General features: G+C 44.0%; 15 protein-coding genes. 13 read left to right on the top strand and 2 right to left on the bottom strand.

What is annotated here, in order from left to right; genetic code table 11:
* Window positions 1-471: 471 nt before the first annotated feature.
* The 12 genes from nadB to yajC all read left to right on the top strand — a co-directional run bounded on the left by nadB (window position 472) and on the right by yajC (window position 12,465).
* Window positions 472-2,070, top strand: a complete 1,599-nt coding sequence (gene nadB, locus J2S25_RS13450) for an L-aspartate oxidase (RefSeq protein WP_307192128.1) — start codon at window positions 472-474, stop codon at window positions 2,068-2,070.
* On the top strand, window positions 2,024-2,905 hold the full coding sequence (nadC, locus tag J2S25_RS13445; protein WP_307192127.1) for a carboxylating nicotinate-nucleotide diphosphorylase: 882 nt from the start codon (window positions 2,024-2,026) through the stop codon (window positions 2,903-2,905). Before nadB ends, nadC begins: the two co-directional genes overlap by 47 nt.
* Window positions 2,877-3,983 (top strand): quinolinate synthase NadA, encoded by a 1,107-nt coding sequence (gene nadA / locus J2S25_RS13440; RefSeq protein WP_307192126.1) that lies wholly within the window; start codon window positions 2,877-2,879, stop codon window positions 3,981-3,983. The genes nadC and nadA overlap by 29 nt, the downstream gene beginning before the upstream one ends.
* Window positions 3,984-4,302: 319 nt before the next feature.
* On the top strand, window positions 4,303-6,246 hold the full coding sequence (gene safA / locus J2S25_RS13435; protein WP_307192125.1) for a SafA/ExsA family spore coat assembly protein: 1,944 nt from the start codon (window positions 4,303-4,305) through the stop codon (window positions 6,244-6,246).
* Entirely contained in the window at window positions 6,188-7,213 is a 1,026-nt protein-coding gene (locus tag J2S25_RS13430; RefSeq protein ID WP_307192124.1) for a phosphotransferase, read from the top strand. The genes safA and J2S25_RS13430 overlap by 59 nt, the downstream gene beginning before the upstream one ends.
* 88 nt (window positions 7,214-7,301) lie before the next feature.
* Window positions 7,302-7,850 (top strand): intercompartmental signaling factor BofC, encoded by a 549-nt coding sequence (locus J2S25_RS13425; RefSeq protein WP_052807066.1) that lies wholly within the window; start codon window positions 7,302-7,304, stop codon window positions 7,848-7,850.
* Between the two features lie 146 nt (window positions 7,851-7,996).
* A complete protein-coding gene (ruvA, locus tag J2S25_RS13420; RefSeq protein ID WP_044395317.1) occupies window positions 7,997-8,605 on the top strand; it encodes a Holliday junction branch migration protein RuvA in 609 nt (202 codons plus the stop codon).
* Window positions 8,606-8,664: 59 nt separating this feature from the next.
* Window positions 8,665-9,666 carry a Holliday junction branch migration DNA helicase RuvB gene (gene ruvB / locus J2S25_RS13415; RefSeq protein WP_044395315.1) on the top strand — a complete coding sequence of 334 codons (1,002 nt, stop codon included), beginning with the start codon at window positions 8,665-8,667 and terminating at the stop codon, window positions 9,664-9,666.
* Window positions 9,663-9,869 (top strand): DUF2905 domain-containing protein, encoded by a 207-nt coding sequence (locus J2S25_RS13410; protein ID WP_307192123.1) that lies wholly within the window; start codon window positions 9,663-9,665, stop codon window positions 9,867-9,869. Before ruvB ends, J2S25_RS13410 begins: the two co-directional genes overlap by 4 nt.
* Before the next feature lie 40 nt (window positions 9,870-9,909).
* Window positions 9,910-10,938, top strand: a complete 1,029-nt coding sequence (gene queA / locus J2S25_RS13405) for a tRNA preQ1(34) S-adenosylmethionine ribosyltransferase-isomerase QueA (protein ID WP_307192122.1) — start codon at window positions 9,910-9,912, stop codon at window positions 10,936-10,938.
* A gap of 43 nt (window positions 10,939-10,981) precedes the next feature.
* Complete coding sequence (gene tgt, locus J2S25_RS13400) at window positions 10,982-12,121, top strand: tRNA guanosine(34) transglycosylase Tgt (protein ID WP_044395308.1); 1,140 nt, start codon at window positions 10,982-10,984, stop codon at window positions 12,119-12,121.
* Window positions 12,122-12,192: 71 nt separating this feature from the next.
* Entirely contained in the window at window positions 12,193-12,465 is a 273-nt protein-coding gene (gene yajC / locus J2S25_RS13395) for a preprotein translocase subunit YajC (protein WP_307192121.1), read from the top strand.
* 61 nt (window positions 12,466-12,526) lie between these two features.
* Here yajC and J2S25_RS13390 read toward each other — a convergent pair whose 3' ends face one another.
* Window positions 12,527-12,913 (bottom strand): TIGR04086 family membrane protein, encoded by a 387-nt coding sequence (locus J2S25_RS13390; RefSeq protein WP_044395304.1) that lies wholly within the window; start codon window positions 12,911-12,913, stop codon window positions 12,527-12,529.
* A 60-nt stretch (window positions 12,914-12,973) separates the two neighbouring features.
* Window positions 12,974-14,548, bottom strand: a complete 1,575-nt coding sequence (gene spoVB, locus J2S25_RS13385; RefSeq protein WP_044395301.1) for a stage V sporulation protein B — start codon at window positions 14,546-14,548, stop codon at window positions 12,974-12,976.
* 124 nt (window positions 14,549-14,672) lie between these two features.
* On the opposite strand from spoVB, the gene J2S25_RS13380 reads away from it, so the two are divergent.
* Entirely contained in the window at window positions 14,673-14,969 is a 297-nt protein-coding gene (locus J2S25_RS13380; RefSeq protein WP_044395298.1) for a post-transcriptional regulator, read from the top strand.
* The last annotated feature ends 45 nt before the right edge of the window (window positions 14,970-15,014 follow it).

The following is a 15,014-nucleotide window of genomic DNA, read 5'->3' as shown; positions in this document are numbered from 1 at the left end:
CGCATTCATTATTTAGGTTCTGGTTTCATAATGAGAAACATGTGCCTTTAAAAGGGAAATCCTCGGCATTATGGTTACAAAAAGGCAAAACATGTGCCTTTAAAAGGGAAATCCTCGGCATCACGGTCACAAGTAGACGAAATATGTGCCCGAAAAAGAGAAATCCTCGGCACCACGGTCACAAAAAGGCGAAATATGTGCCCGAAAACAAGAAATCCTCGGCACCACGGTCACAAAAAGGCGAAATATGTGCCCGAAAACAAGAAATCCTCGGCACCATGGTCACAAAAAGGCGAAATATGTGCCCGAAAACAAGAAATCCTCGGCATTACGGAACATATGCCAACTTTACACATTCACTGTCCTGTATTGGTTTCAAATGATTCATCAAAATAAAAGTTCTTGTCAATAGTGTAAAACTGTGTAAATATATATGTCAAGACACCTGTTAATCCAGGAGGATAACAATCTATGAAACAATTTGACGTAATTATTATTGGCAGCGGTATTGCTGCTTTGCAGTTGGCCAATAAGTTAACGAAGGATTTAAATGTGATTATTCTCACAAAAGAGGAGCTGACTTCAGGAAATTCTTACCTCGCCCAAGGTGGTGTCGCAGCAGCGGTTGCTCCAAATGACGATCCCTACTTACATTATCTCGACACGTTAGAAGCAGGTGCCCACCATAATGATCCGGAAGCTGTTAAGGAAATGACCAAAAAAGCACCTGAGCTGATCAATGGCTTATGGCAATCAGGCTGCCGGTTTGATGATGATGGGAAAGGCAAGCTGCTTTTGGGAATGGAAGGAGCCCATAGCAAAAACAGAATCGTCCACAGTGGCGGAGATGAAACCGGGAAGCATCTGGTGGAATTTTTAATCGAAAGGCTGGAGGCCAACATTTCCATCGAAGTCTCCACTTTCGTTTATGAATTGGTTTTAAACAAAGAAAAAACTCGGTGTATGGGCGCAAAGGCGAAGCTTCCAGATGGAACGAATGAAATCTATATGGCACCCCATGTGGTTCTGGCTACAGGTGGTTGCGGCCAGGTATTTGCTTTTACCTCTAATGCAGAAACTGCCAGCGGAGATGGAATTGCCCTCGCCTATCGAGCCGGAGCTGAACTCGCCGATATGGAATTTGTCCAGTTCCACCCTACATTGCTTTATGTCGCAGGAAAGACGCATGGCCTTATTTCAGAAGCAGTCAGAGGTGAGGGAGCAGTTCTTGTCACGGCTGAAGGAAAAAGAATCATGGAAGGCATTCATCCGTTAAAGGACCTGGCACCGCGGCATATTGTTTCGCAAACCATTTATGATTACTCGCGAAAAGGAATCCACGTCTTCCTAGATCTATCCTCCATCCCGAATTTTGGCTCAAGGTTCCCGACGGTTAGCAAGCTCTGCAGGGATCATGGGATAAATATAGAAAATGATCTGATTCCTGTAGTACCTGGGAGCCATTTTATCATGGGCGGGGTGAAGACTGACTTACAGGGACGAACGAGCATTCGCGGATTATACGCAATAGGCGAAGTTGCTTGTACCGGCGTCCATGGCGCGAATAGACTGGCCAGCAATTCTTTATTAGAAGGCATGTTTATCGGAGGCAAGCTCGCTGACTGGATCAACAGCTACCGAGCTAACAGGGTGGACAGCAACGATATCCACATTACTGAAAAAAACTTCTACAATGGTGAACTACCAGAACCAGAAATTCTCAAACTTTCAATGATGAACCGTACCGGGATTGTTAGGACGAAGGAGCTGCTCACGATCCAAGCAGAGTGGCTGTCACAATTTCATCTGGAAAAATGGCTTGATGCCACGATTGATTATCTATCTGCCTCAACAGTAAACAGATTATTTATGTATATTACCGCGTCCCTGATCACCTGGTCCGCTTTGGAAAGAACAGAAAGCAGGGGCGGACATTTTCGGGAAGATTTCCCTAACGAAGATCATGCCAACTGGATGAAAAAACAAATCATTCAGCAACGAATAAACAAAAAGGATGAGAAGGATGAATCTAATCAAACTTCGCTTGTTGCTCGAACAATTTTTTATTGAAGATATCGGCGAGAGGGATGTTACTAGTGAATTGATATTTGGCAATGAAAGCAGAGGAAGTCTTGTTTTACTAGCAAAGGATGAAGGGGTTTTCTGCGGAGAAAAAATCATCCGTATTGGCTTTGAGATGCTCGATGAAAGCAGCCAGGTTATCATGAAGGTGAAGGATGGCGAAAAAGTTGGCATAGGACAGGAATTAGCCTATATAACAGGCAGGATTTCCGACCTGCTAAAAGCGGAAAGAGTCGTTCTGAACCTCGTCCAGCGAATGAGCGGGATTGCGACGAAAACAGAGGAAGCAGTCCGTGCATTGGACAGCGAAAATACGAGAATTTGTGACACACGAAAAACGACCCCGGGGCTTCGAATGCTCGAAAAATATGCGGTTCGATGCGGCGGCGGATTCAACCATCGCTATGGATTATATGACGCCGTGATGATCAAGGACAACCACATCGCTTTCGCCAGTTCGATTCGCAATGCAGTTGAAGCAGTTCGGTCTAGCCTTGGGCATATGGTGAAGGTAGAGGTGGAAATTGAAACAAAAGACCAACTCCTGGAAGCAATCGAGGCAAAGGTTGATTGCATCATGTTTGATAACAGAACGCCAAAACAAATCGAAGAATGGATGGCCTATGTCCCGGAAGGCATCTTAACAGAAGCATCCGGAGGAATTACCCTTGATACTCTCGGTAGTTACAGAAATTGCGGAGTTGATTATATTTCCCTTGGATTCTTGACACATTCTGTAAAATCTTTGGATATTAGCGCTAAAGTAAAGGCGGAAACGAAAGGGGATGCACAGTATGAATATATTGGAGGCGCTCGAAGTTAAATCCAGGATGCTTCCTGAAAAATACCGAAATATGTCTGTCCAGGAGCTAGAGGATTTGATCAGGGGTATCAAGGGGAAAATGGGCAAAAAATTGTTCCTACCCGGACATCATTATCAAAAAGATGAAGTCCTTCAATTTGCCGATGCGACAGGTGATTCATTAAAGCTGGCCCAGGTGGCTGCCGAAAACAAAGAAGCGGAGCATATTATTTTTTGCGGGGTTCATTTCATGGCGGAGACAGCTGATATTTTAACAACCGAAAATCAGAAGGTTTACCTCCCAGATATGCGAGCTGGCTGTTCAATGGCGGATATGGCAAATATTTATCAGACAGAAAGAGCATGGGAATTCCTTCAGGTACTGTTTGGCGATACCATTTTCCCTTTGACATATGTGAATTCTACAGCAGCGATTAAATCATTTGTCGGCGCAAATGGTGGGGCAACTGTTACATCGTCCAATGCGGAGAAGATGGTTCGCTGGGCTTTTTCAAAAAAAGACCGCCTGCTATTCCTTCCAGACCAGCATTTAGGCAGGAATACTGCTTTTACTATCGGGATCGGGCTTGATGAAATGGCCGTATATAATCCAGTTGAAAACATTCTTGAGTACGATGGTCCTCTTGAAAAAGTGAAGGTAATCCTCTGGAAAGGACATTGTTCGGTCCATGAGAATTTTGCCGTCAAAAACGTAGAAGAGGTCCGTCAAACATACCCTGATATGAAAATCATTGTCCATCCGGAATGCCGTCGTGAAGTAGTAGAAATGTCTGACATGGCAGGATCGACTAATTATATTATTGAAGCAATAAAAACGGCCTCTTCAGGCTCATCATGGGCCATTGGGACAGAAATGAATTTGGTAAACAGGCTGATAGCACAGCATCCTGATAAGCACATCATTTCGTTGAACCCTCATATGTGTCCATGTTTAACGATGAACAGAATCGACCTGCAGCATCTTGCCTGGAGTCTTGAATCGGTTTTCTCAGGCAAGGAGATCAACCTGATAAAAGTCGATGAAGAAATTGCATCGAACGCAAAGCTTGCCTTAAATCGCATGCTTTTACAATCATAAATGGCATCCTTCTCATATTGAGGAGGATTTTTTTCAAAATTAGACAGTATTAAAATTCTTTGAGAATTGTCCAGCTCCAGCGCCTAGCCCCTCGAGTCGCTTCGGTCCTGCCAATGAAGTCAAAGAACGACTTCACTGGCAGGCCCTCCAGCGCTTGTCAGGGCTGACCAAGGCGCTTGCGCTTTTCTTTTGGAAAGGCTTAATTTTCCTGTGCGAAACATATTTATATACATAGATGCATAAGTTTTTTTGAAGATTGTTAGCAATTTGCCCACACCAACATAGAATATATGGACTTATGCCATAGGAGGGAATCAGAGTGAAAATCCATATCGTACAGAAAGGGGATACTCTTTGGAAGATCGCCAAGAAGTACGGCGTGAACTTTGAAGAGCTGAAACAGTTAAACGCACAGCTCAGCAACCCTGATATGATTATGCCCGGTATGAAAATAAAAGTTCCAACTGGTGGAGGCACAATAAAGAAAGAAGCTCCAATAGTAGGTGGAACGCCTCAAGCAAAAATCAATATGGGTGGCAAAAAGGAAATGCCGATTGCCAAAGAGAAACCGATGCCAATTCCACAAGGTAAGAAAGAGGCTCCTGTTAAAGAACAGCCGAAAAAGGAAATGCCAAAACCTGTTCCAAAGGAAGAACCAGTTAAACCATATAAACCTAAAATGCCAGTGCAAATCAAGCCGGAAATTGATATCAACAATTACTATATGATGAACATGGCTAATATGCAGTTCCCGCCACAGCCAAAATCCCAGCCAAAATCACAGCATAAACCTCAGCCGAAAGCCCAGCCGCAGCTCCCGCCAAAACCAGAAAATATTTTTCCAGAAGTGAAACCAGAGGCAAAGCAAATAAAACCGCAGGTTAAACCAGAGCTTAAACCCTTGCCGCAAAAGGTGGAGGGAAAGCAAAAGATAAAATCAGAAATTAAACCAGATATCAAAATAGAAAAGAATGAATTTATGGATGAATCACCATCTATGATGCCATTCGTTCAAGGAGGATACCAACAGCCAATGATTCCTTACCCATATAATTATTATCCAGGTGCACCTTCTATGTCGGGTCCTGCTTATGGTTATCCAGAAGCCCACCAAATGCCCAATCCCCAGGTGCAGGGAGTTTCCCAGTATCCAGGTATGATGCCTAACATGGCATTGCCGGTAGAGGATATGGAATCCTCCTCATTTGCAATGATGCAGAATTCGGTTATGGGGGAAAATATGCCTCAATATGCTGCACCGCAAATGACTGGACCGACTTTTTATGGTGTGCCGATTTCACCTGTAATGCCTGGTCCTGGCTACATCCCTCAGCCATCTCAGATACCCATGCCAGAGGCAGGAGGAATGATGCCGGGGCAAATGCCGATGATGCCGCAAAACGCAGGAATGATGGAAAATCAAATGCCACAGGTCGCGGGAATGATGGAGGAAGAATCATCAGAAATGCCGATGATGCCTCAGATGCCGCAAGCAGGAGGAATGATGGAAAACCAAATGCCGTATAGCGGAGGAATGATGCCAGGGAACATGCCTCAGATGCCGCAGGTCGGCGGAATGATGGAAAACCAAATGCCGTATAGCGGAGGAATGATGCCAGGGAATATGCCTCAGATGCCGCAGGTTGGCGGAATGATGGAAAACCAAATGCCGTATAGCGGAGGAATGATGCCAGGGAACATGCCTCAGATGCCGCAGGTTGGCGGAATGATGGAAAACCAAATGCCGTATAGCGGAGGAATGATGCCAGGGAATATGCCTCAGATGCCGCAGGTCGGAGGAATGATGGAAAACCAAATGCCGAATAACTGGGGAATGATGCCAGGGAACATGCCAATGATGCCGCAGGTTGGCGGAATGATGCAGAATCCTATGATGCCTAAGCAAGCAGTTCAAGGTGCAATGGGTGATTGTGGCTGTGACAGCACAATGGCTAGCCCTTATGGCATGTATGAACCTGGAATGCACCCTCATCAAATGATGCCTTATGGCTATCCGGGTGGACCTGGAATGCACCCTCATCAAATGATGCCTTATGGCTATCCGGGTGGACCTGGAATGCATCCTCATCAAATGATGCCTTATGGCTATCCAGGCGGACCTGGAATGCATATGCAGCCGCATTACGGCAACCAAATGGGCATGGGGCCTGGTTTCATGGATCCATATGGAGCAGGTGCGATGGGTGGAGAATACGGAATGCCATTGCCAAGGTCTAATGACGAAGAGAGCAATGAATATTAACATCAGGAGAGGAGGAGACGATTATTTTTTAAATCGTCTCTTCTCTTATTTAAACAGCGAGTTGGACGGAACTATTCATAGCATCAAACCATTGAGAGGAAATGTCTATCTTGTCGACACCCAAGATTCCCGATTCATTTTAAAAGGATATCAAGAATTAAGAAAATTAAAGATTCAGGAGGCATTTACTTCCTCTTTGAGACATGCCGGCTTTGACTCTTCCTATAAATTTTTAAGGATGAAATCAATTCTTCCATTTCAGGGTTTATATTATGGCTGTATTGAATACTTGAAACAACAGGAAAAGGGATTTGACTATGGGACACAATCAGAAAGAGACGAAGGAGTCGCGCTTCTTAGTAAATTCCATGATCATTCTGGATTGCTAGTGCCATCCTTTACAGGAATGCTTCCAAAAGCAGATTTGGCGAGAAAATGGCAGCACCGAAAGGATGAATTCACTAAAAATTTGCCAGTTGTCCATTTTTATGTGAATAGCGCTGTCACCAACGAAATCCTTGGTTGGGCGGAGGTTTCTTTAAGCCATTTTTCCGCTTTAAAAACAGAGCTTGAACAGGAGCAGCCAACGATCCTTCATGGCGATGTTGCGCATCATAATTTTCTTCGAGCAAAAGGGGGAAAGCTTTATTTAATTGATTTTGATTTGATCAGCATAGGACCAAGAGCGTATGATATGCTTCAGTACGCCAACCGAATTCTGCCTTATCTGGATTGGAATTTCGACTCCTTGAAAAAAATTTTTTATTTTAAAAAATGGCTTCGTTACGAATCGTTTTTATACGGTCTATTGTATCCAGCAGATATCTTAAGAGAATGGAACCGGCTAGTAAGAGAACAAAATCCTATTCCCCCAATCAGACTTTCCCCATTGGTTGACATGACGATCAACCAGTTCCAACAAAGGAAAAAATTTTTAGCTGACGTTCAATCAGAACTAGCAAAATAAATTAGCGATTTCAGCAACGGATAATTAAGATCTGATTGGCTATACTAGTAGTGAAAAAGAATTTGTCAAATAAGAGAGGTGGACGGCAGTGGCTTCAATCATTTATATCAAAGCGTTCAGCACAGCTGTATTGCTCCTTATCAGTCTATCGGGAGCTGATCCAGTACTTTCCTCAGGGCAGGTTCATGCTGAGAAGCCTGGTGAAGCAGTCCATGAAAACAATGAACCTCTTAAGGTGACAATCATTTTACAGAGAGTGTATCTTGATGGTGAAATCAGTGAAGAAAAAGTCGTTGAGACGATTTGGTCGTTAGAAGACTTTTGGACAAAATATGAAAAATGGCAGCTTGTTGATATGGAAGCAAAGAAGGCAGTGTTTAGGCAGGAAGTTGATGATATTTCCCCCCTTTTAAAGGCAAATGGATATTTTGGACTGTCAGATGATGGGATATTGACAATTTTTAACGGAAGGCCGAATGGCTCGAAAATCATTCAATCTTTCTTTCAAATCGATCTAGGCAAACTCGAGAGCATCAAGCGAGATGAATTGAAAAAGGGAATCCCGATCCGTAGCAAACAATGCTATGAAGAGGTATTAGAAACTTTTAAACCATATACGGTGAATGACATACAATAAAGAGCCGGGAGGACTGGCTCTTATTTGCATTTTAGTGGTTTTTTTAAAAGAAAATGATCGTATGTTCGCCTATTTGCATATTTTAGTTCATTCCTTTAAATGGAGTGTGGTAAAATGAGGTACAGCAAAGCAGAGGAGCGAGCGTATTGTATGAATTTATGAAAGGCACTGTCGATTTTGTCGGTCCTGAATATATAGTGATTGAAAATATGGGGATTGGTTATCAAATTTTCACGCCAAATCCCTTTGTATTCACCAAAGAAGCAGGAAAAGAAATTCAAATTTATACTTACCATTATGTCCGTGAAGATCTTATTTCTCTTTATGGGTTCAAGACGAGAGAGGAAAAGGCACTCTTCACCAGGCTATTGAACGTATCAGGAATTGGTCCAAAGGGGGCGCTGGCCATCCTTGCTTCAGGAGAGCCCGGCCAGGTAGTCCAAGCGGTTGAAAAGGAGGATGAAGACTTCCTTATCAAATTTCCTGGAGTAGGAAAGAAGACTGCAAGACAAATGATCCTTGATTTAAAAGGAAAACTGCATGATCTTGTGCCAGATTCTTTCCCTACTCTATTTAATGCCGAAGAGGTGGCTGCGGCTATTTCCGAGTCTCATGAATTAGAGGAAGCATTGCTTGCATTAAAGGCACTTGGTTATTCAGAAAAGGAAATCCGCAGAATTTCTCCGGAATTAAGAGCGGAACAATTGACGACAGACCAATATATCAAGAAAGCACTGCAAAAACTGTTAAAATAAATTAGGCGACAATCAATTAGCAGTTTTGATTATCCAGCATAAAAGTAGGTGAGAAACGGATGGAAGAACGTATCATCTCCAGTGGAGCGGGCGAGCAGGATCTTTCATTTGAGCAAAGCCTGCGACCCCAGACATTGAGACAATATATTGGCCAGGATAAAGTAAAAGCCAATCTTGCAGTGTTTATTGAAGCAGCCAAACTCAGGCGGGAATCGCTTGACCACGTTCTGCTCTATGGGCCGCCCGGCTTGGGAAAGACGACACTGGCAGCGATCATCGCTAATGAAATGGGTGTCAATCTAAGGACAACTTCAGGTCCGGCCATTGAAAGGCCTGGTGATGTAGCGGCTATTTTAACGGCTTTGGAACCTGGCGATGTTTTGTTCATTGATGAGATTCACAGGCTGCCAAGGACGATTGAAGAAGTACTCTATCCAGCAATGGAGGATTTTTGCCTTGATATTGTCATTGGAAAAGGACCGAGTGCCCGTTCTGTCCGGCTTGATCTGCCTCCGTTCACGCTTGTTGGTGCGACGACCCGTGCAGGCTCCCTTTCTGCCCCATTAAGAGACAGGTTTGGAGTTTTGAGTCGTTTGGAGTACTATAATGAGTCACAGCTAACTGATATTGTCGTCAGGACTGCGGAACTTTTGGAAACAGAGATAGATTGGCTTGCGGCACAGGAACTTGCGAGAAGGTCGCGTGGAACACCAAGGATCGCTAATCGTCTATTAAAACGTGTACGTGATTTTGCCCAGGTTCGGGGCAATGGTGCGGTAGAGGAAACAATTGCCAGGGAAGCATTGGAGCTTATGCAAGTCGACCGTTTGGGCCTGGATCATATCGATCATAAATTGCTCAAAGGGATTATTGAAAAATATCGGGGCGGTCCTGTTGGCATAGAGACGATCTCTGCAACGATTGGGGAAGAATCTCAAACAATTGAAGATGTGTATGAGCCATATCTATTGCAGATCGGGTTTTTGCAGAGGACCCCTAGGGGAAGAATGGTTACGGAGGCAGTATACCGGCATTTTGAGATGGAGGTGCCAGAACGATGACAGGAGCAGCGAAATTCGTTATGATCGCCGGAGCAGTCATCTTCATCATTGGCTTTGTTATGCAATTTGTCCATATAGGAAGACTGCCAGGGGATATTGTCATTAAAAAAGGAAATACCACGTTTTATTTTCCGATTGTGACATCCATCCTCGCAAGCATCATCTTATCAGCGATCTTTTATTTTATCGGCAGGTTTAGATGAGAATGTAAGGCCAAATTAAGAAATTAGTAAGGGTGACAACATGAAAGTAGATCTGTTTGATTTTCATTTGCCGGAGGAACTGATTGCCCAGACACCGCTGGAACAAAGAGCGGAAAGCAGGTTAATGGTCTTGAATAAAGAATCGGGCAGCGTGGAACATGATATTTTCAAGAATATTAAAAACTACCTCCATCCAGGCGATTGCCTCGTACTGAACGATACAAAGGTTCTTCCTGCCAGGCTTTTTGGTATAAAAGCGGACACAGGAGCCAAAATTGAAGTACTGCTCCTAAAACAACTTGAAGGTGATGAGTGGGAAACGCTTGTCAAGCCGGCAAAGCGAGTGAAGAAAGGCACAAAAATTGTTTTTGGGGATGGCCTTTTGACAGCAGTATGCACCGGGGAAGAGGACCATGGCGGCAGAGATCTGAAGTTTTCATATGAAGGGATATTCTATGAAGTTCTTGAACAGCTGGGCGAGATGCCGCTCCCTCCTTATATAAAGGAACAGCTTGAGGATAAGGACAGGTACCAGACTGTGTTTGCCAGAGAAAGAGGTTCTGCAGCAGCCCCAACTGCGGGCTTGCATTTTACAGAGGAACTGCTGGAAGAAATCAAGGAAACCGGAATCCATATCGCCTTTATTACTCTTCATGTCGGTCTGGGAACGTTCAGGCCTGTCAGCGTCGATTCTATTGAAGAACACGATATGCATTCAGAATTTTATCAAGTCACAGAAGGTACTGCATTGCTTTTGAATAAGGTCCGCGAGCAGGGTGGACGAATCATCACAGTGGGAACGACGTCGACGCGGACACTGGAAACGATCGCGACAGCAAATGAAGGTAAATTTGTTGCGGAAAATGGTTGGACAAATATTTTCATCTACCCGGGGTATGAATTCAAGGCAATCGACGGGATGATCACGAACTTCCACTTGCCAAAGTCGACACTGATTATGCTGGTAAGTGCTTTGGCTGGACGAGAAAATGTCCTGAATGCGTATGATAAAGCAGTAAAGGAAAAATATCGCTTTTTCAGTTTTGGAGATGCGATGCTGATTCTTTAGAAAAGAAACGATGAATGATGAACTTTTGGAAGGAGCTTAAACATTGTCAGCAATCCGTTACGAATTAATTAAAACCTGTAAGCAGACAGGGGCGAGACTTGGCCGTGTGCATACACCGCACGGCTCTTTTGAAACCCCTGTCTTCATGCCCGTTGGAACACTGGCGACAGTCAAAACAATGTCACCAGAGGAATTGGTCCAAATGGGGGCTGGAATTATTTTGAGCAACACCTATCATCTTTGGCTGAGGCCGGGTCATGACATCATCGAAGAAGCTGGCGGCCTGCATAAATTTATGAACTGGGATCGAGCGATTCTCACCGATTCAGGCGGGTTTCAAGTATTCTCCTTAAGCGATCTCAGAAAAATCGAAGAAGAGGGTGTCCATTTCCGCAATCATTTGAATGGAGACAAATTGTTTCTTTCTCCGGAAAAAGCGATTCAAATCCAAAACGCTCTTGGCTCTGATATCATGATGGCGTTTGATGAGTGCCCGCCATATCCAGCTGAATATGATTATTTGAAAAAATCGGTCGAAAGAACTTCGCGCTGGGCTGAACGCTGTCTGACTGCCCATCAGCGTCCACAGGACCAAGGACTATTCGGAATTGTCCAAGGCGGTGAAAATGAAGAACTGAGAAAGCAGAGTGCAACGGACCTAGTTTCCTTGGACTTCCCTGGCTATGCAATTGGCGGCCTATCAGTCGGTGAACCGAAGGAAGTCATGAACAGGGTGCTTGAATTCACCACTCCTTGGTTGCCGACCGACAAGCCCCGCTATCTAATGGGGGTTGGCTCACCAGATTCCTTAATTGATGGTGCAATTCGTGGAATCGATATGTTTGATTGCGTGTTGCCAACGCGTATCGCCCGCAATGGCACGCTGATGACAAGCGAGGGAAGACTGGTTGTGAAGAACGCCAAGTTCGCTCGTGATTTTGGCCCATTGGATCCGAACTGTGACTGCTATACTTGCAAAAATTACAGCAGAGCATACATCCGTCACCTGATTAAAACAGATGAAACATTCGGAATTAGACTTACGTCTTATCATAATCTTCATTTTCTGATAAACTTAATGGAGCAGGTCAGACAGGCGATCCGCGAAGACCGTCTGGGGGATTTTAGAGATGAGTTTTTTGAGCAATATGGTTTCAATAAACCAAATGCCAAAAACTTCTAAATAAACTGCTTTTAATAAGTGTGTTTTTGGCTACAGAAGGAGCAGCCTTAAACAGGAAAGGAGGGAAAAATATGGATGGATTACTTACTACAGTATTTCCGTTATTGCTGATGTTTGTATTATTTTATTTCCTGTTGATCCGCCCGCAGCAAAAGCGGCAAAAAGCGGTTCAGCAAATGCAGAGTGACCTGAAAAAAGGGGATAAGGTCGTGACGATCGGCGGTTTGCATGGAATCGTTGATGCAATTGAAGAAGGTACTGTTATTATCAAATGTGGCGACGGAAGCCGTCTTACATATGATCGTGCGGCTATTCGCGACGTCAAAGAAACTGCAAATGTATAAACGAAAATTACACAGCACTGACAAGTATTATGAAAAAAGAAGCGGGCTTGCCCGCTTCTTTTTATGCTTTTGAAGTACCGCCGACAATATTCACTCCGAGTATTCCGCCCATCATCGCTGTGAGAATGTAACAAATATGATAGATGACTTGTTCTAACGAAAAAAGACTGTCATAACCGAGATACTGAAACAGGAAAATAATTACGGTATAAAGGAGGCCCGTTCCCCCACCGATGATCCAGCCTTTTTCTTTGCCGTTCCCGCCAGTGACAAATCCGCCGATAAAGATGGATAAAAACGAAATGGAGGTCATCACGTAGTGTAGCGATGATTCCTGGACTGAAGTGAATTGTAACAGCAGTGAAAATAGAAAACTACTCACGATTGCCAGTAGAAAAATGGCAATCACTCCGTACAGGACGGCCCTGCCTAAACTTTTCGATTCCATTAACCCCTCTCCTCTCTAGTCTGATTCCCTGCAACAGGGAAAACCCTAGTACAAGCATATTCAGGAAAATGGAAATTTAGAATCAGATGTAAACAAAGATTTAGCAACTGATTGCAGTTTGATAAGCTCACTTTTCCTGATTAAACCAAGAACAACAGAAAGCGATAAATACAGAGTGGTCGCTGCCCCTGCATTGATGAAAATATTTATCGCAAGTCCCAGACGGGGATCCTGCCAATCCCAAAGTAGATAGCCAAACGAGCCTGAAACAAGGATGATGGCAAAAAGCTTTAGATAATCTTTTACGTAAAACGTGAAAGAAACGGCCTTAAGCATCGTTGCAAAATGGAGAAGTGTGATCAGGACGATTCCCATGACCATTCCAAGGGCGACCCCATTGATGCCGAATGCAGGCTGGCTTGCCAACAAGAAAATCACTGCCGTTTTCGCAAGATTTCCAATCAGGCTGTTTATCATCGCCGCCCTTGCTAAATCAAGAGCCTGAAGTGCTGCCTGGAGCGGACCCTGAAAATAGTAGAACAGGAAGAATGGTGCCATCAGCTTGATGAAGGCTGAACCATTTGCTGTCCCGTACATCAATGTCATTAAAGGTTCAGCCAATACGTATAAAACGACGATAGCGAGCCCGCCAGTTAACAGTGAAAATCGCAATGATTGCTGCAAGAGGTGTTCAATTACCTTCATGTTCTTGCGGGAATTCGCTTCACTGATTGCCGGGACTAAAGAGGTAGACAGAGAATAAGTAATGAAGGATGGCAATAGCAGCAATGGCATTGCAAAGCCCGTCAAAGCACCATATTGTTTGGTTGCCGCGACAGCCGCCACACCTGCAATTGCAAGACTGTGGGCAACGACGATCGGTTCAAAAAACCAGGAAACAGATCCAATTAACCTTGACCCTGTTGTAGGCAGGGCAATCTTCATTAAGTCATGGAAGGTGGATTGTCCATTTTGGACATACTGGAAAAAGTTTTTCCGCAATCTGAATTTTTTTCGAAGTTTAAAAGTGGTCATTAAGTAAATCAAGGAAACGAGCTCCCCGATCACGGAAGCGATCATCGCGCCTGCAGCTGCATACTCTATTCCATAAGGGATGAATGTTTTGGTCAAAACCGCTATCAATGTGATTCTGACAAGTTGTTCAATCACCTGAGAAATCGCAGAAGGTCTCATGTTCTGTCTGCCTTGGAAGTAGCCGCGCAGAACGGAAGAAATTGCTACTACCGGGACAATGGGAGCGATTGCCAGAAGCGGCCACTGGGTTCTTGGGTCTGTGAATAATGTTTCTGACAGGTATGGGGCTAGGAAAATTAGGGCAGGTGTAAATAAAATCGACAATGAGATCGTCGTGGCGAGTGAAACGACAAGTATCTTTTTGATTTTCGGGAAATCGCCTCTTGCTTCAGCCTCCGCAACATTTTTTGAAATTGCGACCGGGAGGCCCAACTGGGTGATGGTCACCACTAGAACCAGAGTTGGAAAGGCCATCATATAGAGACCAACACCCTCCTCACCAATGAAACGGGCAATGACAATCCGATTTATAAAACCGAGAACCCTTGTTACGAGCCCGGCTGCCAGCAAAATAAAAGTTCCTTTTAAAAATTTAGACATTCCGCTCCCTGCCTTCTCAAATGTGCATATTTCCTATACAATTAACTATATGCAGGAAAGTGGACAAAGCATGACAAGGTTAAAATTTTAAAAGGCTTGAAAATTTGGAATAGGAGGCCTTGCGATGGAACAAACCCATCAGTATGGACGATATTACAAGCAAGTGAAGCCAGCTTTAGAAAGCAAAATCGAGGAGTTCAAACTATTCGGATATGAACAAGTGAAAGGACCGGAACTATGGCTTTACCTAACAAAGAAAAAGTGGAAAAAACCAAAGGCTGACATCCAACTATATGAAATCGTTGCCGACATTCTGTCCGCAAAAATCGGCGATGTGATGAATTTCACCACTGTCGAAGCGTTCAAACTTGGCGATTTGGCATTGGATAATGAAGAAGAGATGAACAAATTGCTGAAGTAACGGAGGAGGAACGAACAAAAGAACTTCGCTGAATGAGAATCTGAA

This window comes from Mesobacillus stamsii (genome assembly GCF_030814065.1).
Taxonomy (GTDB): domain Bacteria; phylum Bacillota; class Bacilli; order Bacillales; family Cytobacillaceae; genus Mesobacillus; species Mesobacillus stamsii.
Note: the sequence above shows the minus strand (reverse complement) of the source record. Positions and strands in the feature narration are given on the sequence as shown.

Excerpts from the sequence above, each read along its gene's own strand:
- nadB (WP_307192128.1), top strand. The coding sequence starts at position 472 with ATGAAACAATTTGACGTAATTATTATTGGCAGCGGTATTGCTGCTTTG.
- nadC (WP_307192127.1), top strand. The coding sequence starts at position 2,024 with ATGAATCTAATCAAACTTCGCTTGTTGCTCGAACAATTTTTTATTGAA.
- nadA (WP_307192126.1), top strand. The coding sequence starts at position 2,877 with ATGAATATATTGGAGGCGCTCGAAGTTAAATCCAGGATGCTTCCTGAA.
- ruvB (WP_044395315.1), top strand. The coding sequence starts at position 8,665 with ATGGAAGAACGTATCATCTCCAGTGGAGCGGGCGAGCAGGATCTTTCA.
- J2S25_RS13410 (WP_307192123.1), top strand. The coding sequence starts at position 9,663 with ATGACAGGAGCAGCGAAATTCGTTATGATCGCCGGAGCAGTCATCTTC.
- queA (WP_307192122.1), top strand. The coding sequence starts at position 9,910 with ATGAAAGTAGATCTGTTTGATTTTCATTTGCCGGAGGAACTGATTGCC.
- yajC (WP_307192121.1), top strand. The coding sequence starts at position 12,193 with ATGGATGGATTACTTACTACAGTATTTCCGTTATTGCTGATGTTTGTA.
- J2S25_RS13390 (WP_044395304.1), bottom strand. The coding sequence starts at position 12,913 with ATGGAATCGAAAAGTTTAGGCAGGGCCGTCCTGTACGGAGTGATTGCC.
- spoVB (WP_044395301.1), bottom strand. The coding sequence starts at position 14,548 with ATGTCTAAATTTTTAAAAGGAACTTTTATTTTGCTGGCAGCCGGGCTC.
- J2S25_RS13380 (WP_044395298.1), top strand. The coding sequence starts at position 14,673 with ATGGAACAAACCCATCAGTATGGACGATATTACAAGCAAGTGAAGCCA.